Below are 25921 nucleotides of genomic sequence, written 5' to 3'. Positions count from 1 at the left end.
AAATCATATATAGCCATGTTAATTATTAGAAGCGAATATATGTAAACCTTATATTTGCAATCTTAAAAAACCATAATTACGTGAGTAAAACCAATCTCTCGCAAACCTATTCACAGATTTTACAAGTACAAAATCTGCAAAAGTCCATTGGCCAAAACCAAAGTAGAACTCATCTTAAGGGGCTTGTAGGGTCTTCATTTTCTTTTGTTATTTCAAACGTTTTTAAAGAAGTCGATAAGCCTTTTTTATTGATTTTCAATGATAAGGAAGAAGCGGCTTTTTATTTAAACGACTTAGAGCAGCTTATAAACAATAAAGACGTGTTGTTTTATCCGGGAAGTTACAGGAGGCCTTATCAAATTGAGGAAACGGATAATGCCAATGTGTTGCTGAGAGCAGAGGTTTTAAACCGCATTAATTCGCAAAAAAAACCAGCGATTATTGTGACATACCCTGATGCGCTTTTTGAGAAAGTTGTTACCCGAAAAGAATTGGAACGTAATACCTTAAAAATTAGTGTCGGCGATAATTTATCAATCGATTTTGTTAACGAAGTCTTGTTTGAATACCAATTTAAACGCGTTGATTTTGTAACCGAACCGGGCGAATTTTCTGTTAGAGGTGGTATTGTAGATGTGTTTTCGTTTTCTAATGATGAGCCCTACCGAATTGAGTTTTTTGGAGATGAAGTGGATAGTATCAGAACGTTTGATGTTGAAACGCAATTGTCCATTGAGCAGATAAAAAAAATCAACATCATTCCCAACGTTGAGAATAAATTTTTGAATGAAGATCGTGCCAGCTTCTTAAAATACATTGCTTCAAAAACAGTGCTTTGTTTTAAGAATATGGATTTGTTTTTTTCTAGAATCGATGATTTTTATGGAAAGGCAGAAGAAGCATTTAAAACGCTTTCAACAGAGATTAAACACGCCAAACCAGAAGAGTTGTTTTGCAATTCGACATTATTAAAAAGGCAACTTTTGGATTTTTCGATTATTGAGTTTGGTACTTCATCTGTCATGTTGAGCGCAGTCGAAACATCTCAAACAATTGAGTTTAATACCTCTCCACAACCTTCTTTTAATAAACAATTCAATCTCTTAATTGAAGATTTAAATACCAATTACGATAAAGGTTTTACCAATTATATTGCCTGTGTAAGTGAGCAACAAGCCAAGCGTTTTCATGATATTTTTGATGATTCACATTTAGAAGTGAAGCCTTATAAAACCATCACGTTATCGTTACACCAAGGTTTTGTGGATAATGATAATAAAATAGTTTGTTACACCGACCATCAAATTTTTGAACGCTATCATAAATTCAATGTTAAAAATGGCTATGCTAAAAAGCAATCCATTACCCTAAAAGAACTCACGAATTTAGACATTGGCGATTACGTCACGCATATAGATCACGGTATCGGTCGTTTTGGTGGCTTACAAAAAATTGATGTAGAAGGGAAGCAGCAAGAAGCCATAAAATTGATTTATGGCGAGCGTGATGTCTTGTATTTAAGCATTCATTCGCTTCATAAAATTACCAAGTTTAACGGGAAAGACGGCAAACCGCCAAAAATTTATAAGCTGGGCAGTAATGCTTGGAAAGTCCTTAAAGAAAAAACAAAATCAAGGGTTAAACACATTGCATTTAACCTGATTCAATTATACGCCAAACGAAAAACCGAAAAAGGCTATCAATACAATCCAGATAGTTATATGCAATTGGAGTTGGAATCGTCTTTTTTATATGAAGACACACCCGATCAAATAACAGCAACGGCTGATATTAAAGCCGATATGGAAAGCGAACGCCCCATGGACAGATTGGTGTGTGGCGATGTTGGTTTTGGAAAGACAGAAGTCGCTATTCGTGCAGCCTTTAAAGCGGTTGATAATGGTAAGCAGGTCGCCGTTCTGGTGCCGACAACCATTTTGGCATATCAACATTCCAGAACGTTTTCTGAGCGTTTAAAAGATTTCCCGGTTACGGTAGATTATTTAAACCGATTTAGAACCACAAAAGAAAGACGTGATACATTGGAAAAATTAGAAAACGGTAAAGTCGATATCATTATTGGCACGCACCAGTTGGTAAATAAAGACGTAAAATTTAAGGATTTAGGGCTTTTAATTGTAGATGAGGAACAAAAGTTTGGCGTGGCTGTTAAAGAAAAATTAAAAACGTTGAAAGAGAATGTTGATGTATTAACTTTAACTGCTACCCCAATACCCAGAACGCTCCAATTTAGTTTAATGGCTGCCAGGGATTTATCGGTTATTACAACGCCGCCACCAAACCGTTATCCTATTGAAAGCCATGTGATTCGGTTTAATGAAGAAACCATACGTGATGCTGTGAGTTATGAAATTCAGCGTGGTGGACAGATATTTTTTATTCATAATCGCTTAGAAAATATCAAGGAAGTGGCTGGGATGATTCAACGTTTGGTGCCAGATGCCAAAATTGGGATTGGTCACGGACAAATGGATGGTAAAAAATTAGAACAATTGATGTTGGCTTTTATGGACGGCGCGTTTGATGTTTTGGTAAGTACCACCATTGTTGAAAGCGGCTTGGATGTACCAAATGCCAATACCATTTTTATAAACAATGCCAATAATTTTGGCTTGAGTGATTTGCACCAAATGCGAGGTAGGGTAGGGCGAAGCAATAAAAAAGCGTTTTGTTATTTCATTACACCTGAATATTCGGCAATGACCGATGATGCCAGAAAACGTATCACAGCTTTGGAACAGTTTACGGAATTGGGTAGCGGATTTAATATCGCCATGAAAGATTTGGAAATCCGAGGCGCTGGTGATTTATTAGGCGGGGAACAAAGCGGATTTATTAATGAAATAGGCTTTGAAACCTACCAAAAAATACTGAACGAAGCCATTGAGGAGCTTAAGGAAAACGAGTTTAAGGATTTATATGATGAGGATATTGACAATAAAGTTTATGTAAAGGAAGTAACGATTGATTCTGATTTTGAGTTATTATTTCCAGATAATTATGTGAATAATATTGCTGAACGCTTGAATTTATACACGCAATTAAACGATTTAAAAACCGAAGAAGAGTTACAAAAATTTGAAACCCAACTTATCGACCGTTTTGGAGAATTGCCAAAACAGGTTCAAGATTTATTAAATAGCGTCCGCATCAAATGGATAGCAACCAAAGCAGGTTTTGAAAAAGTTATTATGAAACAAGGGAAATTCATTGGCTATTTTATAAACGACCAACAAAGTAGTTTTTACCAAAGTCATAATTTCACAAAAGTGTTGCAGTATGTTCAGGCAAATCCGAGAATGTGTCAGATGAAGGAAAAGCAAACCCGCAATGGTTTAAGATTGTTGTTAACCTTTGAAAATATAAAAACAGTGAAACAAGCTTTAACGGTTTTAGAACCTATTATGGCTTAATCGAAAAAAATTCCTCGACGCTCTGCGTCGGGGTTTCCGTTGAAATTGTCATTCTCGTGAAAACGGGAATCAAAATATTTATTTACTCAAAGGTCAAAATGAACTAGTGAAATAGTTCTATTTTTAATTTATTGAATCAATTTAAAAAACATTATAAATGAAACGTATCATTTTTTTAATTGCCATCATCCCTAATATCTTTTGGGGCCAGCATACCTTAAAAGGAACTTTTACGCCTGCAGAAGATTTTAAAGCCATATTACTTTATAAAATAGAGCCTTCAAAACTTAATTATATTGATAACGCTTCGCTTAAGGACGGAAGTTTTGAAATGAAACTCGATACCACATTTAAACCTGGTATGTATAAATTGATTTATGCATTACCTGAAAACGAGCATTTTATTGACATCATTTATAATGGAAAAGAAGATATTGAATTTACATTCAATCTTAATGATAATGTGGTTTATAAGTCATCTAAAGAAAATAAACTCATGGCTTCTTACATGCACAGTATGGCCATGATACAACAAAGTTTAAGCAATTTTTTCTCTCAACAAAGTGAAGATTATAAAGCGTTGGAATCTATTTTTAAAACCCAAAGAGAAACACAAGCTAATTTTGAAGGTGCCGCTTTAGGGACTATCGCTTTGCATTTTATAGAGGCAAACAGATTCTATATTCCTGAAAAACAAGAAGATGTTAAAACTTATATGAATAATTTGGAAACCCATTTTTTTGATTATGTTGATTTTAAAAATGAGGTATTACAAAGCTCCAATTTTTTAAGTGAACGGATGTTTAATTACATTTTTAGATTGTCTCATTTCGGACTTGACGAGGTTTCAAATTTTAAAAAGAATATTGATGTTTTTTATAAAGCCATGAACGAAGCGCCTTTAAACATAAAAGGTAATTTGCTTTTAGAATTGTGGGAACGCATGGGTAAAGATGGGTTTGAAGAAGTTGCCAATTATATTGCAGATAGTTATTTAATTGATATCGCAAAACTTCAAAACAATAAAGAACTTGTATATAAATTAACCACTTTTAGAAATATTTCCATTGGACACAAGGCACCAGATTTTTCATTTGAAATCAAAGAAAACAATACAAATGTCATTAAAAAACTAAGTGAATTACAAGGTGCTGACAACTATATTATTGTGTTTTGGAGCAGCACCTGTGCGCATTGTTTACATGAAGTGCCTCAATTACACGATTTTATAAAAACCCAAGAAAAAGACAAACTAAAAGTAATAGCCATAGGGTTGGAAGGAGAAGCGAACAACTGGAACGATACCATCACTAAATTCCCTGATTTTATTCATGTATTTGGAGAAGGTAAATGGGAAAATGTTATTGGTGACGATTATGGGGTTACAGCAACTCCAACGTATTTTATCCTGAACAAAGACAAAGAAATTATATCAAGACCAGATGATATTGCTGTATTGAAAACGTTCTATGAAAAATAACTGTCATTGACTTCGTCGAATCTTCGATTTCCTGCAAATCCCGATAACTATCGGGAAGTAATCCAAAGATTTTCTGAATTTTTAAGATAGATTCCTGTGAAAGCAGGAATGACAAAAAACATTAAAAAATAAATTATTTTAGAAATGATAAAAGGCATTTTCTAAATGTTCTATTTTAAAGCCTTTGCCTTGTTTTATGATGGCAATAATATCAAAACGGACTTCGACATCCAGTTCGTTTACAATAATATATTCATCCACCGCTTTGACTAACCGTTGAATTTGTTTGGGTTTTACAAAATCCTGTGGATTTCCAAAATCGATAGTAGAGCGCGTTTTTACTTCTATAATAGCTAATATAGTATCTTTTTTTGCAATGATATCAACTTCAGCTTTATCAAAACGGTAGTTACGATCCAAAATATCATAACCGTATTTTAATAAAAAATCTACAGCAAGTTGTTCTCCTTTTGTACCTAGTTCATTATGTTGCGCCATGATTAAATGTAGTAATTTATTTGGCAATTATAAACTATCAATCAATTTTATATCGCAATCCAAAAAACAATCTCCGACCTTGATTTGGTGCAAAAACATAACTCGGGTCGAATGTTAATGCATAAGGATTCTCGGTTGTTGGGATGACTTGTCCGCTAGAATCAAATGCCACATTCTTATCAAAAGGATCGTAGGCTCTAGCAATTATAAAGGGGTTACCTTTGTTGGGTGTCCAATTCAAAAGGTTTTTTATACCGGCATAGAATTCAAAATTACGCAATCCGTTATAAGTAAATTGGATGTTTTGAATGCTCCATGTAGGTGAATAGGCTTGTCGAGGATCTAATGCGCCGAGTAAAGGCAATCGCATCGGCCCATAGATGTTTCCGGAGTAATCTACAACAATATTTGTTTTGTGATTTTTATAGCTTAGCGCCCAAGTTCCTGAGAATTTTTCAGTTAAAATAGGTCTGGTTTTTATATCATTTTCCGTTTTTGAAACCTCTTGAAATGTGCCGCCCACTAAAGCTTTAAAGTTGGTGTTAAATGTGCTATCAAAATTAAAACTAAACCCTTTGGTGGTTGAAAATCCATCTAAATTATTATAAATGATTTGGTTCGGGTTGGTATCATAATCTGGTATAATGGCATTGTTGAAATAGGTGTACCAAGCGGAAGCGTCAAAAGTGAACATCATCCCATTTTCAAGGTACATTTTTTTAAGATAGTTTATATTGATATTATATGAGGTTTCAGGGCGAAGGGTTTCAGTAATAATAACGTCCCTCGCACCAGTTAATGCGGCGTGTTCTTCAGTAAAAAGGTTCACGACTCTAAATCCCGTTCCTGCATTCACCCTTAAAATATCATCATCTGTTAATTTATAGCTATAGGCTATTCGAGGTGTGACGATGGAACCATGCCTATTGTCATAATCATATCGCAAGCCGAGCAATAATTTTTGTTGTTCACTGAATTTTATTTCATCTTGAACAAATAAGGAAGGAATCGTTATAATGTCTGCTGTTGAGGTTGCCGTAGTATTATCATTGTAAAAATTATATCGAGCGCCCATTCCGAATAACAAATCATGGTGATTTAAGGTTTTATCCCAAATAAACTGTCCAAAACCAATACGTTGTTTTGCTAAATATAAAGTCGTGCCGTAAACGGAATTTTGATTGTGGTCTGAATACGAAAATTGGAAGCGTACTTTTTCTTTTATAGGAAGTTCATAATTACCTATAATTTCATAGCGAGTGGTATAAATACTTTCGCCATAAATGCTATCACCACCTCTAAAACTTTTATTCCATTGAAGTTCGCCGCCCCACCTATCTTCATAAAAAAATCTGCCAGCTAGCGAGAGTTTATTACCTTTCTTTTGTTTGAACTCCCATTTTTGAAATAAAGAAATACGTTCTTGCAGCGTAACATCAGTGAAATTATCATGGTTGTTATCAATAGGGTTGTTGTAATTAAAGTAGTTTGTACCCAATAATAGAGAACCATTGTCACCTATTTTAGCTTTTAATCCAACATCTAAATTGAATTCGCCCCAAGAACTTGTAAAGCTATCGGCAAAAAATAAAGGTGCGTTTTCAGGGAGTTTCGTGATGATATTAATCAAACCACCAACGGCTTCACTGCCGTAAAGCGACGATGCAGGACCTTTTACAATCTCCACTTGCTCAATAAGCGAATTGGGAATACCACTTAATCCGTAAACTGTTGATAAACCACTTACAATAGGCATGCCGTCGATGAGTACCAGTGTATATGGCCCTTCCAAACCGTTTATGTGAATATCGCCTGTATTGCAAACGTTACAATTGATTTGTGGACGCACACCATTCACGTTTTGCAGCGCTTCAAAAATGTTGGGCGTCGGATTCTTTTTAAAGAAAGTACCGCTATAAACCTCAACAGGAATGGGAGTTTCCAATCGGTTGACGGCTTTCATGGTACCGGTAATAACCACTTCATTTAGAGCTTCGGTTTCTTCTAAATTGAAGTTTATCACAAGGTTTTTATTAGTAATCACTACGTTTTTTTTAACCGTTTTGAAACCTGTGAATGATGCATAGATGGTGTAATTTCCGGGACTTATGTTGTTGATTGTGTATTTGCCATCTTCGTTTGTTGCACTTCCCAAAGAGGTGTTTGCTAAATAGATATTCACGTAAGGCAATGATTGTCCGTTTGAAGTTACGTTGCCTTCAACAGTAAATGTGTTTTGCGAATAAAGAATAAACACGTTAAAGAATAATATTCCAAGAATATACCTCATTTCTAAATAATAATTTTTACAAATATAAATATATTTTTAGTCTTGTCTAAAAATATATTTATATAAAAGTAAATATATTTTATATCTTTGTTTTTTAAAGCGGACACATGGTAACATTATCTGAAGAAAATTATTTAAAAGCGATTTACCATTTAGGGAAGCAAGGCAGTGTTGTGGTAAGCACCAATGCCATTGCCGAACAAATGGAAACCAAAGCGTCTTCGGTTACCGATATGATTAAAAAATTGGCCGATAAAAACCTTGCCAATTATATAAAATACCAAGGGGTTAGTTTAACAAAAGAAGGCCGTTTAGCCGCCGCATCCGTTGTTAGAAAACACCGTCTTTGGGAAGTTTTATTAGTAGAAAAACTAAATTTTTCTTGGGATGAGGTGCATGAAGTGGCAGAACAATTGGAGCACATAAAATCTGAAAAGCTGATCAACGAATTGGACGCTTTTTTAAATTACCCAGAAGAAGATCCGCATGGCGACCCGATTCCTGATAAAGAGGGGAATATTAAAAAGGTTGAAAAGATATTGTTATCACAAGTAGATGAAAATCAATCGTGTATTTGTGTTGGGGTTAAAGACTCTTCTACCGATTTTTTAAAATATTTAGATAAACATCACATCTCCTTGGGAACCTCCATAAAAATTATTTCCAAAGAAAAATTTGATGAATCCATGACCATTAATGTTAATAATGCACTGATTAATATTTCAAAAATAGTTTCCAATAATATTTATGTAAAAAAAGGCTAGAAATATGAATGATATTATTACTTATTTTGAGACTATAGACCCTATTTTGGGCGCCTTGTACGCGTCATTATTCACATGGATTATAACAGCTTTAGGAGCATCGCTGGTTTTTTTAATTAAAGGATTAAACAGAGCTTTTTTTGATGGCATGTTGGGTTTTACAGGAGGCGTAATGGTGGCAGCTAGCTTTTGGAGTTTATTGGCACCGGGTATTGAAATGAGTCCGGGTGAAGGTTTTGTAAAAGTAATTCCCGCAGCCGTTGGTTTTGCTACAGGGGCATTTTTTATTTTCGGATTGGATAAAATATTACCTCACTTGCACATAAATTTTAAAGAAACAGAAAAGGAAGGTGTTAAAAGTCCGTGGCACAGAACCACCTTGCTTGTTTTGGCCATAGCACTTCATAATATTCCAGAAGGTTTGGCGGTTGGTGTTTTATTTGGTGGTGTAGCTGCGGGTATTCCAGAAGCAACGATTGGGGGCGCTGTTGCCTTGGCTATTGGTATTGGTATTCAAAATTTTCCGGAAGGATTGGCGGTTTCTATGCCTTTACGCCGTCAAGGGGTGAGTAAATTTAAAAGTTTTTGGTATGGACAAATGTCTGCAATTGTAGAACCCATCGCAGCCGTTATTGGTGCAGTTGCGGTTACTTTTTTCATTCCTATTTTACCTTATGCCTTGGCTTTTGCTGCGGGGGCTATGATTTTTGTGGTTGTTGAAGAAGTGATTCCTGAAACGCAACGTGATAAATATACCGATATTGCCACACTTGGTTTTATTGGCGGATTTATTATTATGATGACCTTGGACGTAGCTTTGGGTTGATTAATTTCAGTATATAACGAAGATAGTAGGGAACAGGCGCAGTTATAAAGGCTGTTTTTATAGATACTATAGTGACTCCACCAAGATTCGAACTTGGATCTAAAGTTTAGGAAACTTTTGTTCTATCCCTTGAACTATGGAGCCATTAAAAGAAAAAAATTTACATCAAAATGTAAATTTTTTCAACCACATTTAGTCAATGTGAATTTTGTAAAAATAAGTTTTTTATTCTTTACTGTAAAAGAATATATCCTCTATTTTTTGGGTGAAAAGCTCTGCCACTTTGAATGACTTTGGTAAGCTTGGGGTTAAACGGTTCCATTTTTTATTTTTAGAAAAACATCATTTTAACCAAAGCTTTAACTTTTGACTATATTTATTTGAAAATTTTAGAATCTGTTTCATGCTATGCCCCTTCGAGATGGTAAATCGAGAATTGTTGTTTGGTATGATTTAGAGTGTTCAACGAGAAGCAATTAAATTAATTAATGTTTTTTGACATGTATTTGGTAAAAAACCAAATATTTTATTGTACTTTCGTATTAATCCGTGTTAAATCTAGTACATTCAATCAAAATCAATTAATAATACAAGTTTCAGCAAATTTTCTAATCCTTAAAATCAATTAAAATATGAAAAAAATTACTCTATTTTTACTTTTTACCTCATCTCTATTTGCTGCTTATGGGCAACAAATTACCCTAATAGATTTTGGGGCCACCAATACCGCTGGTAACTGGAATAATGTAAACGCCCCTGCAACATTAAATTCCTTCACAAACTTAATTGATGATACTGGAGCTACAACAGGCGAAGTGTTAACCTTGACAGATGTTTTTGCATCTCCCGCTAATAGTGTTGGCACTCAAAATCCAGATAGCGGATTGCCGTTTCCTGGTTCGGCGACCAGAGATAGTTACTATGGAGAGGATGCTACAGAAGATACAGGAGGATTTACCCTTTCTGGCTTAGAAGCAGGGAAGTATTATTCATTTCAAATTTTTGCATCTAGAGATGGTGTTGCTGATAATAGAGAAGCTTTGTATACGATAACAGGTGATGGAGGAGCACAAACAGCAACTTTAGACGCTTCTAATAATACAGCCAACGTAGCGGAAATACTTAACGTACAGCCTAATATAGATGGTGAAATTACTATTCAAGTTGAAAAAGGGCCAGCTAATGATAACTCTTCTGGATTTTATTATATAGGCGCTATTGAGATGACCAAATCTGATACGACCTTATCCAACAAACGATTTGGAATTAATGGTACTGTAAGTGTCTATCCTAATCCTTCTTCAGAATCACAATTCGTAAAAATAAATTTAAATCTCAATGCCGCAGCTAGAGTTAAAATGGATGTTTATGATATCACTGGGAAACTGGTTAAAACATTGTTAAACGAAGAAAAATCAGCAGGATCTTTTGTTCAAACATGGGACAGATCTAATGTAGCTTCAGGGTTATACATACTAAAGATTGATGCTGATGGTAGAAATCAAAACTCAAAATTAATATTGAAATAGACTTTATAGTATTGACTTTTTTTCAATTTATAAATCACAAATAAAATCGCTTGAAATCCAAGCGATTTTTTTATGCTATTTTTGCAACATGCTTCAAGTAAAAAATATATCCTTCAGTTATAATAAGAAAGCTGTTATTGAGAATATTGGTTTTTCGGTCGGTGCTGGCGAACACGTTTCCATTATTGGTGAAAGCGGTTCGGGAAAAAGTACACTTTTAAAATTACTTTACGGGACATACGATTTAAATCAGGGCCAAATATTTTGGAAAGACCATGAAATTTTAGGGCCAAAACACAATCTTGTTGTCGGGCCCGAATTCATGAAATACGTGGCTCAAGAATTTGATTTGATGCCCTTCATTTCTGTTTCAGAAAATGTTGGAGCGTTCTTGTCTAATTTTTATCCAGAAGAAAAGCAAGCACGTATTAAAGAACTTTTGGAGGTTGTAGAATTAATGGATGATGCCAACACAAAGGTTAAGAATTTGAGTGGCGGACAAAAACAACGTGTCGCCTTGGCTAGAGCAATCGCTAAACAACCAGAAATCCTTCTTTTAGACGAGCCTTTTAGCCATATAGATAATTTTAAAAAGCAAACATTACGTCGGAGTTTATTTAAATATGTAAAAGAAAAGAATATCACCTGTATTGTCGCTACCCATGACAAAGATGATGTTTTGTCTTTTTCAGACCAAATGATCGTCTTGCATGATGCTAAAATCATGGCCAATGATTCTCCGAAGCATTTATACGAGAACCCTGAAAACAAATTAATTGCTTCTTTTTTTGGGGAATTCAACGACCTTAAATCCCACGGCATTCTATACGCGCATCAACTAAAAGTGGTTGATAAATCAGATTTAAAAGTGGTTGTTAAAATATCTTACTATAAAGGAAGCTACTATTTAATTCAAGCTGATTTGAATGGGGAAAGAATATTTTTTGAGCATCCAAATAAAATCGAAAACGGAGTGCAAATTTGCCTTTCGGTTTTATAACACCTTTTCAATTTTAAATCTTTGTTCTTTAAAAACAACTTCCTCACCAATTTTTTTTCCTAAAAGCAATTGCCCAATAGGTGTGTTGGGAGAAATAGCATAATAAGTATCGTTTTCAAACCTCAATTCCCCAGCACTTATAGCCATAAAATAATTGTTTTGGGTTGTGATAACAAGACTTCCTAAACCAATTATTTCAGACGTTTTAGAAACATCAATCTTAGAAAATGAAAGAATCATTTTTTGGATCTCTGCTAATTGACTGCCGGCTTTTTCACGTTCCAATTGCAACATCGCCCTGCCTGTTTCATGCTTGTCGCCAGCACTACTTTTAGTTTCAGAAGTTAATGATTTTTGAATATCACTTATGGTGTTTTGAATCGTTTGTAATCTGATTTCAATAAAACTGGAGCAATGGTCATATAAAGTTTTTTTGAGTTTTAAATCACTCATCATCTTTTTTATTATAATCTAATTTCCCAAAAAACCCCATTTGTGTCACAATCCAAACCTGCCGGCGTTGAATGTATGCAGAAGCAGGATTCGCTCTATATCGCATCGGACTTGGCAATACAGCAGCGATGGCAGCTGCTTGATAACGGGTTAATTTAGCCGCTGGTTTTTTAAACCAATGTTGTGCGGCAGCCTCAGCACCATAAATACCGTTACCCATTTCTATACTGTTAAGATACACCTCCATAATACGTTCTTTCGACCAAAAAAGTTCTATTAAAAAAGTAAAATAGGCTTCCAAACCTTTACGTACCCAACTACGCTGTGGCCATAAAAAAACATTTTTTGCAGTTTGTTGGCTAATGGTACTGGCACCTCTAGTACGTTTGCCCCTTTTATTGTATTCGATGGCTTTTTCTATAGCTTTCATATCAAAACCATGGTGATTTAAAAAGTTTTGGTCTTCACTACAAATAACGGCTAATTGTAAATTTTTTGAAATATTGTCTATAGATTCCCAATCGTGTTTCCAAACAATATCTTCGCCACTTACAACTTGTTGAACGGTACGTATCACCATTAAAGGGGTTGCTGGAACGGGAACCCACTTAAATACAATGACCAAAGCGATGGAAATAGCAAAAAACCACCCAACTATTTTCAATAAAAACTTAAATACTTTTTTAATCATAATCAATCTAATAATTGTACTAATTCTTTACCTATTAAACTCCCCATAGCAATGCCCATGCCGCCAAGACGTATACCGCAATATACACGATTTCCCATTGGTTTTACTATGGCTTTTTTTTGTCCAAATGACCCCATGCCCATAATGCCACTCCATCGATGTTCTATTTCAAACGGGGTTTCTGGTAAAATTGTTGTCTTTAAAAGGGTTTCCAGGGCTTTTTGAATGTGTTCAGTTTCATTAAATTCGGTGGTTTCTTCACCTTTAAAATCCAAATTTCTGCCGCCACCAAGCAAAATTCTGTCATCAATATTTCTAAAATAATAATAGCCTTTATCTAAATGAAAGACACCTTTTATGTGTAAATTTTTTATTGGTTTTGTTATTAATACTTGAGCACGTGCAGGTTTTACGTCTTCATGGATTAATTGTGAAGCAAATCCATTGGTGGCAATTAATAGTTTTGAAGTCGAAAATTCAAATGTATTCGTTTTTATTTTTACCGAATGAGATGTTTCTTCAAACTGTTCAACGGTGGTGTTATTAAGAATTTTTATACCTTTTGATTGCACTTTTTTAAGTAAGGTTGTCATCATCATTCCAGTATCAATTTGACCTTCAAAAGGATTGAAAATATATTTATCTTTAATATGCTTAAAATTAAAAATATTATTTTTTAAACTAAAAGCATCTATTTTAAAAATGGGTTTAAGGAATTTATTAATCTCATTTTTTTGACTTAGACTGGTATCATAAAGTTCATCATCTAAATTACTAAACAATTCAAAGCCACCATAATTTTGATAATTTATAGCTTTATCGCCCAACGTTTTGCGTAATAAATGCAATCCTTGAAATCGTTTTTCAACGAGTTCTAAAACTTCATTTTCAGAATGTGATTTTAAATCTTCAAGAATTTCACTTAGACTTCCAAAACAAGCAAAACCAGCATTTTTTGTACTGGCACCTTGCGGAAGCATGCCTTTTTCTAATATTAATATGTTGGATTTTGGGAAGCGTTCTTTTAAATACCAAGCACAACTTAAACCTACAATGCCACTACCAACAATAGTGTAATCTATGTTAGTGAACCAGCTTTTTATTTCCCAATAAGATAGGCTCAAGGTTTTGGTTGTTAGTTGTTTGCAAAAGTAGTGAATTTGCAGTTTGGTTGTTGGTAGAGTTGATCCCATAAAAAAGTCCCAATTATTAAATTGAGACTTTTCTTTTTTTATTCTTCAGTTGTGGGTTTTTCAATAACAAAATCTTCCATAAACTTCGTGGTATAGTTACCAGCTAGATAATCTGGATTTTCCATTAGTTGTCTATGGAAAGGAATTGTTGTTTTTATACCTTCAATAACAAATTCGTCTAAAGCTCGTTTCATTTTGCTAATAGCTTCTCCTCTGGTTTGAGCAGTGGTTATTAACTTAGCAATCATCGAATCGTAATTTGGAGGAATGGTATAGCCAGCATACACATGTGTATCTAAACGGACACCATGGCCACCTGGAGCATGCAATGTTGTAATCGTTCCTGGTGATGGTCTGAAACCATTATAAGGATCTTCAGCATTAATACGGCATTCTATGGAATGCAGTTTAGGGGTATAATTTTTACCAGAAATTGGCACGCCAGCGGCTACCAATATTTGTTCACGTATTAAATCGAAATCAATAACTTGTTCTGTAATGGGATGTTCTACTTGAATACGAGTATTCATTTCCATGAAGTAGAAATTACGGTGTTTATCTACCAAAAACTCAATAGTTCCCGCACCTTCGTATTTAATATATTCCGCAGCTTTTACAGCCGCATTTCCCATTTTTTCACGAAGCTCATCGGTCATGAAAGGCGAAGGGGTTTCTTCTGTTAATTTTTGATGACGGCGTTGGATCGAGCAATCCCTTTCAGATAAATGGCACGCTTTTCCTGTAGAATCTCCCACGATTTGAATTTCAATATGCCTAGGTTCTTCAATAAGTTTTTCCATGTACATATCGTCATTTCCAAATGCTGCCTTACTTTCCTGTCTGGCAGAATCCCAAGCATCTTTAAGTTTTTCTGGTTTCCAAACAGCACGCATACCTTTTCCTCCACCACCTGCCGAAGCTTTAAGCATGACTGGGTAGCCTGTTTTTTTGGCTATTTTTTCGCACTCTTCATATGTTTGAATGATACCATCACTGCCCGGAACACAAGGTACGCCAGCTTCTTTCATGGTTGCTTTGGCGTTGGATTTATCACCCATTCTATCAATCATTTCTGCCGTAGCACCTATAAATTTGATGTTGTGTTCTTCACATATTTTTGAAAATCTGGCATTTTCAGACAAAAAGCCATAACCTGGATGAATGGCATCCGCATTGGTAATTTCGGCAGCGGCAATAATATTCGAAATTTTAAGGTAAGAGTCTTTACTTGCAGGTGGGCCAATGCATACGGCTTCATCTGCAAATTTAACATGTAAACTTTCTGCATCAACTGTGGAATATACAGCCACAGTTTTAATGCCCATTTCTTTACAAGTTCTAATAACACGTAGCGCTATTTCGCCTCTATTCGCAACTAATATTTTTTTAAACATAAATTCTTCAAATTTTCAAATATTCAAAAAACAAATTCCAAAGTAATCTTTTGGTATTTGGGAATTGAAAATTGTGATTTTATATTAAGACGGGTCTATTAAAAATAAAGGTTGATCAAATTCTACAGGAGAAGAATCGTCAACTAATATTTTCACTACTTTTCCAGAAACTTCAGACTCTATTTCATTGAAAAGTTTCATAGCTTCTATAATACAAAGCACATCGCCTTCAGCAATAGTTTGTCCAACTTCAACAAATAAAGGTTTGTCTGGCGATGGTTTTCTATAGAAAGTTCCAATTATTGGCGATTTTATTGTTATATATTTCGAATTTTCTACTGGAGCGGAAGTTACAGGAGCAGAAACATCCGTAACTGTTTTAACGTCACTTATTGGTGCAACTGTTGCTTGAGGTATTTGAGTTGCTACTGGAGCATAATGCACAGCAGCAGTATCTGGATCTGGTCCGGTCTTAATGGTGATTTTGAAATCATCCATCTCCAATTTAACCTCACTTGCACCAGATTTGGCAACAAACTTGATTAAGTTTTGAATCTCTTTTATATCCATAATTTGCTAATTAATTAATTTTTGGTTTGGTTAGTTTACTGAATTATATGCCCATTTTAAATAAATAGATCCCCAATTAAATCCACCACCAAATGCGGCAAATATTAAATTATCTCCTTTTTTAAGTTTTGATTCGTAATCGTTTAATAATAGTGGTAATGTAGCAGAGGTTGTATTGCCATATTTTTCAATATTGCTCATTACTTTTTCATCTTCCAATTCTATACGTTGTGCAGTAGCGTCAACAATGCGTTTATTTGCTTGATGGGCTACCAACCAAGAAACATCGCTTTTAGTCAAACCATTTTTTTCCATTATTTTAACCGTAGCATCAGCCATATTAAAAACAGCATTTTTAAAAACAGTTTTACCTTCCTGAAAAGCATATTGCCCATTTTTTTCTATAGCTTCAACAGATATAGGATATGATGAACCACCATATGTGGCTTGCAAAAACTCCCGTCCAGTACCATCGCTTTTCAGGTATTCATCTTGTAAGCCAAGACCATCGGTGTTAGGTTCGAATAAAACGGCACCAGCACCATCGCCAAAGATAATGCAAGTTGCCCGATCTTTATAGTTAATTATTGAAGACATTTTATCGGCTCCTATTAATAAGATACTTTTATACCTTCCAGATTCTATATAACTAGCAGCAACAGACATACCAAATAAAAAACTGGAGCATGCCGCATCCATATCAAAGGTAAATGCATTTGTTGCTCCAATTTCCGAAGCTGTATAAGCCGCAGTAGATGCCGCTTTCATATCGGGAGTTGCGGTTGCAACAATAACAACTTCTATAGTCTTAGGATCTATTCCCTTTTTGTTGATAAGATCTTGGGCGGCTTTTATGGCTAAATAGGAAGTTCCTTTTCCATCATCTTTAAGAATCCGACGTTCTTTAATTCCTGTTCGGGAAGTTATCCATTCGTCGTTTGTGTCAACCATAGTTTCAAGTATTTGATTGGTTAACACATATTCTGGTACATATGCACCTACAGCTGTAATTGCCGCAGAGATTTTACTCATAACTTTATAGTTAATTTGACCAAAAATCACAAAAAATTCACGAAAATGCTCAAAATTTGTTCAAATTAGTGAATTTCGGTCTAATATTATACAAATTAAGTGGTTTTTGAACTGTTATAAAAACATATCATAAAAAAAACGCTCACATGTGAGCGTTTTGTTGTATGCGTGCATAATAATTATGCTAAATTTTCTACAGCTTCAGAATTGTCAATTAAAACTTGACCTCTATAATATAATTTTCCTTCATGCCAATGTGCTCTGTGGAATAAATGAGCTTCGCCTGTTGTCGGACATGTAGCAATTGTTGGCGCAGTTGCTTTGTAATGAGTTCTTCTTTTGTCTCTTCTAGTTTTAGAGATCTTTCTCTTAGGATGTGCCATTTTATATAATTATTTTTTATCCGTTAATAGTTTCTTTAATGTATTCCAACGAGGATCTATATCCTCTTCTTTAATTTCTTTTTCTGGGCCCATTTTCGGACTCAATTCTTCTAATTTTTTAAGGATGTCTGAATGCAAAGTACCATCTTTTACGCCAGGATGTACCCGTTTTATGGGGACTGCAAGCACAATTAATTCGTATATATATTGTTGGATATTAATTTCATAAGCCCCATGAGGTAGGATTAGAATATCGGTGTCTTCATCATTATATTCATCTCCAAACTTAACCACTAAATCAAATTCATTTTTAATTTTTTGGTCATAAGGCTCATTAGTTAAATCACAATGTAAATTAACTGTTCCAGAGATTTTAAAATGTAATTCCATTAAAGTGGTCTTTTTATTAAGATCAACTTTAACTTGAATATTTACATCATTAAAATCTTCATACTCAAAATATTCAAAGAACGTTTTATCAATGTCATAATCAAAGTGATGTGAGGCTATTTTTAATCCGACAAATGGGATTGTGAACTCTTTTAATGGCTTCATTATCACATCTAATTTGAGCCTGCAAATATATAAATTTTTATTTAAGTGGCATTACTTATAAACTTTTTTTTGTTTATAAGATTTACTGGATAAGATTAGAGGCTTTAATAGTATTAATTGACCACTTAAAAATAGAGGTAAATTAATTGTCGTATTCTTTTCTTTCTCCTTTTTTTAACGGATTTGAAGTAAGTTGTTTATAATCTAAACGGTTTTTAAATATTTGAATGGCCATAAAAACGGCTTCTTTAAATGAGTTTTCGTCGGCGATGCCTTTACCTGCAATTTCATAAGCAGTACCATGATCTGGAGAGGTTCTTACTTTGTTTAGCCCTGCAGTATAATTCACGCCTTGTCCAAAAGACAAAGTTTTAAAAGGAATCAAACCTTGGTCGTGGTATGAGGCTATGATGGCATCAAAATTTTTATAGTTATTGGAACCAAAGAAACTATCGGCCGCATAAGGCCCATAAACGAGTTTGCCACTTTCCTTTAGTTTATTTAATGTTGGTCTCATAACGGTATCATCTTCATGGCCTATAACACCATTGTCTCCTGTATGCGGATTGATACCTAAAACAGCAATTTTAGGTCTATTGATATTAAAATCATTTTGAAGGGAATGATATACTGTATTTATTTTTTTCTCAATCAAATGGGACGTAATGTGTTCAACAATATCTTTTACAGGCACATGGTCTGTTAATAATCCAATTCTCAACGAATCGGAAACCATAAACATAAGACTTTCACCCTCTAATTCTTTGGCTAGATAATCTGTATGGCCGGGAAAATTAAATTTGTCTGATTGGATATTATGCTTATTAATTGGTGCCGTTACCAAAACATCAACATCACCATTTTTTAATGCTTTTGTAGCAGCTTCAAGCGATTTGATGGCGTATTCCCCAATTTTTAAGTCTTCTTTCCCAAAATCGATAGTTACTATTTCGCTCCAGCAATTAAGTACATTCACTTTTCCTAAAACTAAGTCGCTTATTTTATTGATATCATTGAAATTTATTTCAGATTGAAAATGTTTTTTCAAATAAGCGATGGTTTTAGATGACGCAAAAATAACAGGCGTACAAAACTCAAGGATTCTGTCATCTTCAAAAGTTTTTAAAACCACTTCTCCACCAATGCCATTTAAATCGCCAATGGATATGCCTACGACTATATTTTCTGATTTCTTCATTAAAAATGATAACTTTTGTTTGTAATTTTGATGATGCAAATTTAACTAAATAAACAGATAATAATATGTTTACTGGAATTATTGAAGAGTTGGGTGTTGTATCGAGTTTAAAACAAGAGTTTGATAATCTTCACATAACCATTAAGAGTGGACTAACCAATGAATTAAAAATAGACCAAAGTGTTGCCCATAATGGTGTTTGCTTAACTGTAGTTAATATAGACAACGGCCAATATACTGTTACTGCCATCAAGGAAACTTTAGATAAAACAAATTTAAAATTCTTAAAAGTCAATGATATAGTAAATCTTGAAAGAGCCATGAAACTTGGCGATAGGTTGGACGGACATATGGTACAGGGACATGTAGATCAAACGGCTGTTTGTACACATATTGAAGAAACCAATGGCAGTTGGGTTTTTACTTTTAAATATGACACCTCTTTAAATAATATAACAATTGAAAAGGGCTCGATAACTGTTAATGGAACAAGTTTAACAGTTGTTAATTCTAAAACAGAAAGCTTTAGTGTAGCAATAATACCATATACTTATAATTACACAAACTTCAATACATTTAAAGTTGGTACTATAGTTAATTTAGAATTTGATGTCTTAGGAAAGTATGTAACCAAACTTTTAAGTTTAAACAATAAAAACTAATTATTGTTTTTTAATAATTTTTTAGTTCCATAAAATAAAGCAATACAAGCACCTATTAAAACGCCACCATCAATTGGAAAACCTACAGGCGGCGGCGGTCCTGGAGGAGGTAATTCCTGAGCAAAGCATAAAACACTTATTAATACAAATAAGGTTGAGGCAATTTTTCTTTTATTTTGTATCATCATGGGGTACCAAATGTATAAAAAAAAGAGAACTTGCAAAATATTATCTTACAATTAAGCCAAAAAATATCCATAAAAAACATGAATCATCGACAAAATACATTAAAAAATGAGAGCTCACTATTAAAGTGATTAACGTATTTTTTTGACAAAAAAGTATGAAAACATAAAAACTAATCCCTCAAGTTTCTTTTTTATTTTCAAATATATTAAATCTAAGTTCTAATAAATCATCAAGTTAAAAGATTTTTGCAAATAGTTTGAATATTTGAAAAAAACAGAAATTTTTCATCCATTTTTTATAAAAGCATTACTTTTTATATTAAAATTCGAATTTTAACTGGACACTAATGCTTTTACTTTCGGGAGCTTTAATGGTTTCCGTATTTAAATTTGATAAAGAAATACCCAATAATCTTACAGAGTTATTTAATTTTTCTTGAAATAATAAATCTTTGGCAGTTTCAAGAATAATAGATTTATCACTAATAAAATAAGGTAATGTTTTGCTTCTGGTTTGAAGGGTGAAATCGCTATATTTAATTTTGAGGGTAATTGTTTTACCAGAAACCTTGCTTTTTGATAACCGATTTGACACCTCATTTGCAATATGATCCAGTTTTTCTAACATAAAAATTTCACTGGATAGGTTTTCACCAAAAGTACGTTCTGCAGCTAAAGATTTTCGAATTCTATTAGGTTTCACTTCACTATTATGGATGCCTCTAACCACATAATAATAGTACCTTCCGGATTTTCCAAAATGGGTATCCAAATAATCGATGGTTTTCAATTTCAAATCCTTTCCAGTAAAAATTCCCAATTGGTACATTTTTTCGGCAGTTACTTTCCCAACACCATAAAATTTTCGAATATCCAATTGTTCTAAAAAGGGAATGACGTCTTCTGGGGTCACCGTTTTTTGTCCGTTAGGCTTATTATAATCACTGGCAACTTTAGCAATAAATTTATTGATTGAAATACCCGCAGAGGCTGTTAAACCAATCTCCTTATAAATACGTTCGCGTATTTCTTTAGCTATTAATGTGGCGCTCGGATTTCCTTTTTTGTTTTCAGTAACGTCTAAATAGGCTTCGTCTAGAGATAATGGTTCTACCAAATCGGTATAATCATAAAATATTTTTCTTATTCTTTTTGAGATTTCAGCATATCTCTCAAAATGTGGTCTTACAAAAATTAGTTCCGGACATAACTTGGCTGCTAAATTTCCAGCCATGGCACTTTTAACACCAAATTTTCTGGCCTCATAACTAGCCGCACTTACAACACCACGTTTTCCGCCGCCGCCCACAGCAATAGGCTTTCCCTTTAGTTCTGGATTATCCATTTGTTCTACAGACGCAAAAAAGGCATCCATATCAATATGAATAATTTTTCTAATTGGTAAATCGGTTGACATACTGTAAATTTATAACAACTTATCAAAATTTAGATGATTGAAATAGAACGTAAATTTTTAGTCACTTCTGATTCATATAAAACAGAAGCTTTTAAACAATCAAGAATAGTTCAAGGGTTTTTAAACACGGATAAACAACGAACCGTTAGGGTTAGAATACAAGGTTATCAAGGATTTTTAACGATTAAAGGGGAATCTAGTAGTAACGGATTATCTAGATTTGAATGGGAAAGAGAAATATCCATAATAGAAGCTGAAAATCTATTAAAAATATGTGAAAAAGGAATAATCGATAAAATACGTTATGAAGTAAAGGTAGGAAACCATGTTTTTGAGGTAGATGAATTTTACGGGGACAATAAGGGCTTAGTTATTGCTGAAATTGAACTAGAAAGCGAAACAGAAATTTATGAAAAACCAAATTGGCTTGGCCAAGAAGTTACAGGAGATATACGCTATTATAATGCTCAATTAAGTAAACAGCCATATAAAACTTGGTAGTATTTAAAATAATTATATGAAGAAATTAATTTTATCAGTTTTAATAATAACCTTTCTTTTTTCGTGCAAAATGGAATCTGATGGTAAACGTTTAAATGAAAAAGTAGATAGCTTACAAGTAAATAGTAAACCTATGGATACTTTAGGTTTAGAAAAAATCAATAAAAAATCTATCAAAGCGCTAAAAGCAGAACTTACAGCTAAAGGATTTCAATTTTTTGATTATATTGATGAAAAGACAAACGACACTATTATAATGCAACAATATTTTATGGTGTTTTTAAAATCGGGTCCTATTAGGTCGCAAAATGAAGAGGAGACTGAACTATTACAAAGTGAGCATTTAGCCCATTTGTCTAAGATGTATGAATTAGGATATGCCGATATTTCTGGGCCTTTTGGGGACAATGGAGATATTCGTGGCATTACCATTTATAATGTACCTACACTAAAAATGGCAGATAGTTTGGCAAAGGCAGACCCCATGGTTAAAAAAGGAAGATTAATTGTGGAAGTACATCCTTGGTGGGCAGCTAAAGGATATCCTTTAAGATAATGCTAAAAATTTTAAGAGCCCTTTTTCTACTCATAAATGTTTTAGTAATCTTAGCATTATTAACCATTCATTTCATAATAAAGGATAATAGTTTTTATGAACCATTACTTTTTTACATATTTCCTTTGCCAATAATTATTGCTATCATTTTGTTTTTCACCATGATTATTGGTAAAAAATTCAGGAAATACAATTTATTTTTAGCTGGTATTTTGTTACTTAGTTGGTTGGGAAGAAGTTTTAATATTCATTTTTCTGATGACATAAGTGAAACGGATTTAGAAATTGTTTTTTGGAATGCGTCTCGTGATAATGGCTTTGAAGAGGCTTTTGTTGAGAATAATGGCATTCCTGATATTTTAGTTTTAGTTGAACCTAAAATAATTGATTTTAAACGCTTGAAGCAAAAATATGTCGATTATTACATTTATAGAACGAAAGGGGACATATATTTATTCTCAAAAACACCTGTTATAATTGAAAAAGAAGTAACCTCAAAACGCAATTCAACAGTTGTAAACTTCAAATCCAGGGATATTGATTTTTATGCGGTTGATGCACAAGGTAGCCCAGATTTACCAAGAGAAGGGGAGATGCAATTTATTAATTCACAGATTGATAAAAAAAACAATACCATTATTTTGGGCGATTTTAATTTGCCATACGAATCAGTCCTTTTCAAAGAAATAAAAAATAATTTTAATCATGCCTTAACCGAAAAGGGTAACGGATTTAGAGAAACCTGGTTTTGGAACATCCCCTTGCTTTCCATAGACCATATATGGGTTTCTAAAGATTTGAAAATTATTAAAACTGAAAAAACGGGAACTTTTAAATCAGACCATAGTATGTTAAAAACATATATAAGACAATAAAATTAGTCTGCTATATCAATAAATTGTTTGGCTTCATTACCAAATTCATCAACAACGGTTATAATATGTTTTCCTTCTTTTGGAAGTATAGCAAGCTCATGAATATCTTTTGTTGTATTAATAAATGTTTCATCAATATACCAAAACAAGGTAGCTTCTGGTTTTGAATGCGCCATTTTTAAAACAAGTTCATTGGTTTTCCCATCAAAATCTTTGGGTAAAAAAACGGTGTTGTTTTCTTTCGGATATATAAATTCCATGGTTATAAGATTTTCACCCAAACAATCATCCCTAAATTTTGGTAAGTGTTTATAAAATGGGTTTTTACTTTTATAATAATATGCCATTAAAGGAGGTAGAACAAACCAAGATTGGTGAACCATGTTATTTATATCTTCACAAGATGAATTTACTTGATACATTTCGCTTTTATCCAAATGAACCAAAACATGGAACGGACAAGGTTTGGTTTTTAAACCGCTTAATTGAACAAACTTTGTTTTTGTATCCATGCAATTTGGAGAGGCTCTGTACCCACTTTTTGAACAAATTTCAATTTCTTGCATTTCGTCGTAAGGTTTTGAAAACCAATTACTATTTGGTAATAGGTTAAACACATCAAATAAAATAGGTGCTGCGGTTTGCACACCAACTATGCCAGGCCTGCCTTCACCATCTGCATTTCCAACCCAGACACCCACCACATAATCTCTTGTTGAGCCAATAGCCCAAGCATCGCGAAAGCCAAAACTAGTTCCTGTTTTCCAAGCTATTTGTTTTGAAGAATCAAAAAACTCCCAATTTTCATCACCTTCGGGGCGATTGACTTCTTTTAAACTTTCATAAGTTAAATAAATGGAAGCGGCATCAAATAAGGTTTTATCTGAAGTTTTCTTTCCAAAATCAACAATTTCCGAAGCCAAAAAAGTAGGTTCACAGAATTCATTGCTGTAATATTCGCTTGATGTTTCAGAAAAATGATTTAAGGTTGAAGAAAATGCTGCATAATTTTTACATAAATCCCATAAGTTGCTTTCGGCACCACCAAGAATAAGCGACAAACCATAGTGATTGGCGTTATATTTTAAATCTTTTAGGTTTAAGGCTTTTAAATAATGATGAAATCTATCGAGTCCAAATTCTTGTAACATTCTTACTGAAGGCACATTTAATGATTGAGATAAAGCCTTACTTGCAGGAATGGCTCCGTCATACGTTTTGTTGAAATTTTCAGGGTTATAACTTCCAAATTGTGTTGGTACATCGGCAACCAAGGTATTGGGCAACATATCACCTGCATCTAACATGGCGGCGTATAAAAAAGGTTTTAAAATACTGCCGGTGCTTCTTGGTTTATCAATAATATCTACATCTTTTTCATGGGCTTTATCGGTTGGGGAATTACCAACATAAACCATAACCTGTCTTGTTTTTACATCTAAAACTAAAACAGCGATGTTGTAAATTCCATTCTGACTTAATACATTATAATGGTTTTTAACAATGCTATTTACTTGTTCTTGTAATTTTATATCAACAGTGGTTTTTAATTTTTCGCCTTGATTTATTATCGCAATTTTTTGCAATAAATGAGGTGCTATTTGCGGAATGGCAAATGGTTTTTCTGGAATACTCTCTGCAACAGATAATGTGTAGGTTAGTGAATCTATAATCTTATTTTGCAATAGTTTTTTTAGAAGAATATTTCTTTTTATTAATAGTTGATCTTGATTTTTTCCCGGATAAATAAGACTGGGGGCATTAGGTAAAACCGCAAGAGTGGCACTTTCTGCCCAAGAAAGTTCTGAGGCATTTCTATTGAAATAACGCCATGAAGCAGCGTCTAAGCCAACAACATTACCACCAAATGGCGCATTGCTGGCATAATAAGACAGGATTTTATTTTTTGACGCTCGAAATTCTAACCGAGTTGCTAAAATAATTTCCTTAAACTTTTCAAAGTAAGTTCTTGGTCTTCCTTTTCGTGAGAGACGAATAATCTGTTGGGTTATGGTGCTTCCGCCACGTTTTATACTTTTTGAACTTATATTATTTTTTAAAGCCTTATATATGGAAATAGGATTAAAGCCAGGATGGTTATAGAAATATTCGTCTTCAAATTGAATGATACAGGTTTTGAATTTTTCTGGAACACTATCGTTTTGAGGAAAACGCCACTGTCCGTCTTTGGCGATTTGCGCTCCTAATAATTCGTTATTAGAACTGGAGATAACAGTTGCCGTAGAATCTTTAAAAAGTTGTCTTGGTAAACAAAAATAATAGGTAATTAAAATGATGGCAATAATAGCCGACTTGATTTTGTGCTGTTTTATGTAGGCTAATATTGGTTTCAAACGTTTATGTAAAACGTCATTGCGAGTGTAACGAAGCAATCTGTTCAATTTAAAAAGATTACTTCAGTCATGCTTACT

The 25921-nt window shown here is 33.7% G+C and carries 24 protein-coding genes and 1 tRNA gene; 10 read left to right on the top strand and 15 right to left on the bottom strand.

Annotated features, from left to right (window positions below):
• The first annotated feature begins 80 nt into the window (after positions 1–80).
• A complete protein-coding gene (gene mfd, locus CDH50_RS02910; protein WP_100610368.1) occupies positions 81–3434 on the top strand; it encodes a transcription-repair coupling factor in 3354 nt (1117 codons plus the stop codon).
• A 157-nt stretch (positions 3435–3591) separates the two neighbouring features.
• The gene (locus CDH50_RS02905; RefSeq protein WP_100610367.1) at positions 3592–4914 is read left to right on the top strand and encodes a TlpA disulfide reductase family protein; all 1323 of its coding nucleotides are present in this window, start codon (positions 3592–3594) and stop codon (positions 4912–4914) included.
• Between the two features lie 138 nt (positions 4915–5052).
• Here CDH50_RS02905 and CDH50_RS02900 read toward each other — a convergent pair whose 3' ends face one another.
• Together CDH50_RS02900 and CDH50_RS02895 are read right to left on the bottom strand one after the other, a co-directional pair.
• On the bottom strand, positions 5053–5412 hold the full coding sequence (locus CDH50_RS02900) for a YraN family protein (RefSeq protein ID WP_100610366.1): 360 nt from the start codon (positions 5410–5412) through the stop codon (positions 5053–5055).
• A gap of 37 nt (positions 5413–5449) precedes the next feature.
• Positions 5450–7702, bottom strand: coding sequence for a TonB-dependent receptor (locus tag CDH50_RS02895; RefSeq protein WP_100610365.1), 2253 nt, complete (start codon positions 7700–7702; stop codon positions 5450–5452).
• 107 nt (positions 7703–7809) lie between these two features.
• Here CDH50_RS02895 and CDH50_RS02890 point away from each other — a divergent pair, with 107 nt between their 5' ends.
• Positions 7810–8466: a metal-dependent transcriptional regulator gene (locus CDH50_RS02890; RefSeq protein WP_100610364.1), complete on the top strand. Its 657-nt coding sequence runs from the start codon at positions 7810–7812 to the stop codon at positions 8464–8466.
• A gap of 4 nt (positions 8467–8470) precedes the next feature.
• Positions 8471–9292, top strand: a complete 822-nt coding sequence (locus tag CDH50_RS02885; protein ID WP_100610363.1) for a ZIP family metal transporter — start codon at positions 8471–8473, stop codon at positions 9290–9292.
• Between the two features lie 72 nt (positions 9293–9364).
• Here the strand turns inward: CDH50_RS02885 and CDH50_RS02880 are convergent.
• Positions 9365–9436: transfer RNA gene (locus tag CDH50_RS02880), tRNA-Arg, on the bottom strand.
• Positions 9437–9924: 488 nt separating this feature from the next.
• On the opposite strand from CDH50_RS02880, the gene CDH50_RS02875 reads away from it, so the two are divergent.
• Together CDH50_RS02875 and CDH50_RS02870 are read left to right on the top strand one after the other, a co-directional pair.
• Positions 9925–10821 (top strand): T9SS type A sorting domain-containing protein, encoded by an 897-nt coding sequence (locus tag CDH50_RS02875; RefSeq protein WP_100610362.1) that lies wholly within the window; start codon positions 9925–9927, stop codon positions 10819–10821.
• A gap of 88 nt (positions 10822–10909) precedes the next feature.
• A complete protein-coding gene (locus CDH50_RS02870; RefSeq protein ID WP_100610361.1) occupies positions 10910–11821 on the top strand; it encodes an ABC transporter ATP-binding protein in 912 nt (303 codons plus the stop codon).
• Here CDH50_RS02870 and CDH50_RS02865 read toward each other — a convergent pair.
• From CDH50_RS02865 to pdxA, 9 genes are all read right to left on the bottom strand, one after another.
• On the bottom strand, positions 11816–12277 hold the full coding sequence (locus tag CDH50_RS02865) for a 3-oxoacyl-ACP synthase (protein ID WP_317044645.1): 462 nt from the start codon (positions 12275–12277) through the stop codon (positions 11816–11818). The two genes, CDH50_RS02870 and CDH50_RS02865, sit on opposite strands and share 6 nt — an antisense overlap.
• Positions 12267–12965: a monofunctional biosynthetic peptidoglycan transglycosylase gene (mtgA, locus tag CDH50_RS02860; RefSeq protein ID WP_100610359.1), complete on the bottom strand. Its 699-nt coding sequence runs from the start codon at positions 12963–12965 to the stop codon at positions 12267–12269. Before mtgA ends, CDH50_RS02865 begins: the two co-directional genes overlap by 11 nt.
• A gap of 2 nt (positions 12966–12967) precedes the next feature.
• The gene (locus CDH50_RS02855; protein ID WP_100610596.1) at positions 12968–14089 is read right to left on the bottom strand and encodes an NAD(P)/FAD-dependent oxidoreductase; all 1122 of its coding nucleotides are present in this window, start codon (positions 14087–14089) and stop codon (positions 12968–12970) included.
• Positions 14090–14196: 107 nt separating this feature from the next.
• Positions 14197–15552: an acetyl-CoA carboxylase biotin carboxylase subunit gene (gene accC, locus CDH50_RS02850; protein WP_100610358.1), complete on the bottom strand. Its 1356-nt coding sequence runs from the start codon at positions 15550–15552 to the stop codon at positions 14197–14199.
• An 84-nt stretch (positions 15553–15636) separates the two neighbouring features.
• Complete coding sequence (gene accB, locus CDH50_RS02845) at positions 15637–16122, bottom strand: acetyl-CoA carboxylase biotin carboxyl carrier protein (RefSeq protein ID WP_100610357.1); 486 nt, start codon at positions 16120–16122, stop codon at positions 15637–15639.
• Positions 16123–16152: 30 nt separating this feature from the next.
• Entirely contained in the window at positions 16153–17154 is a 1002-nt protein-coding gene (locus tag CDH50_RS02840) for a beta-ketoacyl-ACP synthase III (protein WP_100610356.1), read from the bottom strand.
• A gap of 179 nt (positions 17155–17333) precedes the next feature.
• On the bottom strand, positions 17334–17537 hold the full coding sequence (gene rpmF / locus CDH50_RS02835) for a 50S ribosomal protein L32 (RefSeq protein WP_100610355.1): 204 nt from the start codon (positions 17535–17537) through the stop codon (positions 17334–17336).
• Between the two features lie 9 nt (positions 17538–17546).
• Entirely contained in the window at positions 17547–18092 is a 546-nt protein-coding gene (locus CDH50_RS02830) for a YceD family protein (RefSeq protein WP_100610354.1), read from the bottom strand.
• A 142-nt stretch (positions 18093–18234) separates the two neighbouring features.
• The gene (gene pdxA, locus CDH50_RS02825) at positions 18235–19290 is read right to left on the bottom strand and encodes a 4-hydroxythreonine-4-phosphate dehydrogenase PdxA (RefSeq protein ID WP_100610353.1); all 1056 of its coding nucleotides are present in this window, start codon (positions 19288–19290) and stop codon (positions 18235–18237) included.
• A 65-nt stretch (positions 19291–19355) separates the two neighbouring features.
• Here pdxA and CDH50_RS02820 point away from each other — a divergent pair, with 65 nt between their 5' ends.
• The gene (locus tag CDH50_RS02820) at positions 19356–19952 is read left to right on the top strand and encodes a riboflavin synthase (protein ID WP_100610352.1); all 597 of its coding nucleotides are present in this window, start codon (positions 19356–19358) and stop codon (positions 19950–19952) included.
• Here CDH50_RS02820 and CDH50_RS02815 read toward each other — a convergent pair.
• Together CDH50_RS02815 and dinB are read right to left on the bottom strand one after the other, a co-directional pair.
• Entirely contained in the window at positions 19949–20140 is a 192-nt protein-coding gene (locus tag CDH50_RS02815) for a PID-CTERM protein-sorting domain-containing protein (RefSeq protein WP_100610351.1), read from the bottom strand. The two genes, CDH50_RS02820 and CDH50_RS02815, sit on opposite strands and share 4 nt — an antisense overlap.
• Before the next feature lie 319 nt (positions 20141–20459).
• Entirely contained in the window at positions 20460–21557 is a 1098-nt protein-coding gene (dinB, locus tag CDH50_RS02810; protein ID WP_100610350.1) for a DNA polymerase IV, read from the bottom strand.
• Positions 21558–21590: 33 nt separating this feature from the next.
• Between dinB and CDH50_RS02805 the strand changes: the two genes are divergently transcribed.
• The 3 genes from CDH50_RS02805 to CDH50_RS02795 are packed head-to-tail and all read left to right on the top strand — an operon-like array spanning position 21591 to position 23489.
• Complete coding sequence (locus CDH50_RS02805) at positions 21591–22058, top strand: CYTH domain-containing protein (RefSeq protein WP_100610349.1); 468 nt, start codon at positions 21591–21593, stop codon at positions 22056–22058.
• A 16-nt stretch (positions 22059–22074) separates the two neighbouring features.
• Complete coding sequence (locus tag CDH50_RS02800) at positions 22075–22614, top strand: YciI family protein (protein ID WP_100610348.1); 540 nt, start codon at positions 22075–22077, stop codon at positions 22612–22614.
• Positions 22614–23489, top strand: a complete 876-nt coding sequence (locus CDH50_RS02795; protein WP_100610347.1) for an endonuclease/exonuclease/phosphatase family protein — start codon at positions 22614–22616, stop codon at positions 23487–23489. Before CDH50_RS02800 ends, CDH50_RS02795 begins: the two co-directional genes overlap by 1 nt.
• A gap of 2 nt (positions 23490–23491) precedes the next feature.
• Here the strand turns inward: CDH50_RS02795 and pbpC are convergent, their stop codons facing one another.
• Positions 23492–25843 carry a penicillin-binding protein 1C gene (gene pbpC / locus CDH50_RS02790; RefSeq protein WP_100610346.1) on the bottom strand — a complete coding sequence of 784 codons (2352 nt, stop codon included), beginning with the start codon at positions 25841–25843 and terminating at the stop codon, positions 23492–23494.
• Positions 25844–25921: the final 78 nt, after the last annotated feature.

Origin of the sequence: Confluentibacter lentus (assembly GCF_002806995.1) — a bacterium.
Taxonomy (GTDB): Bacteria; Bacteroidota; Bacteroidia; order Flavobacteriales; family Flavobacteriaceae; genus Confluentibacter; species Confluentibacter lentus.
This window is presented reverse-complemented; position numbering and strand designations above follow the sequence as displayed.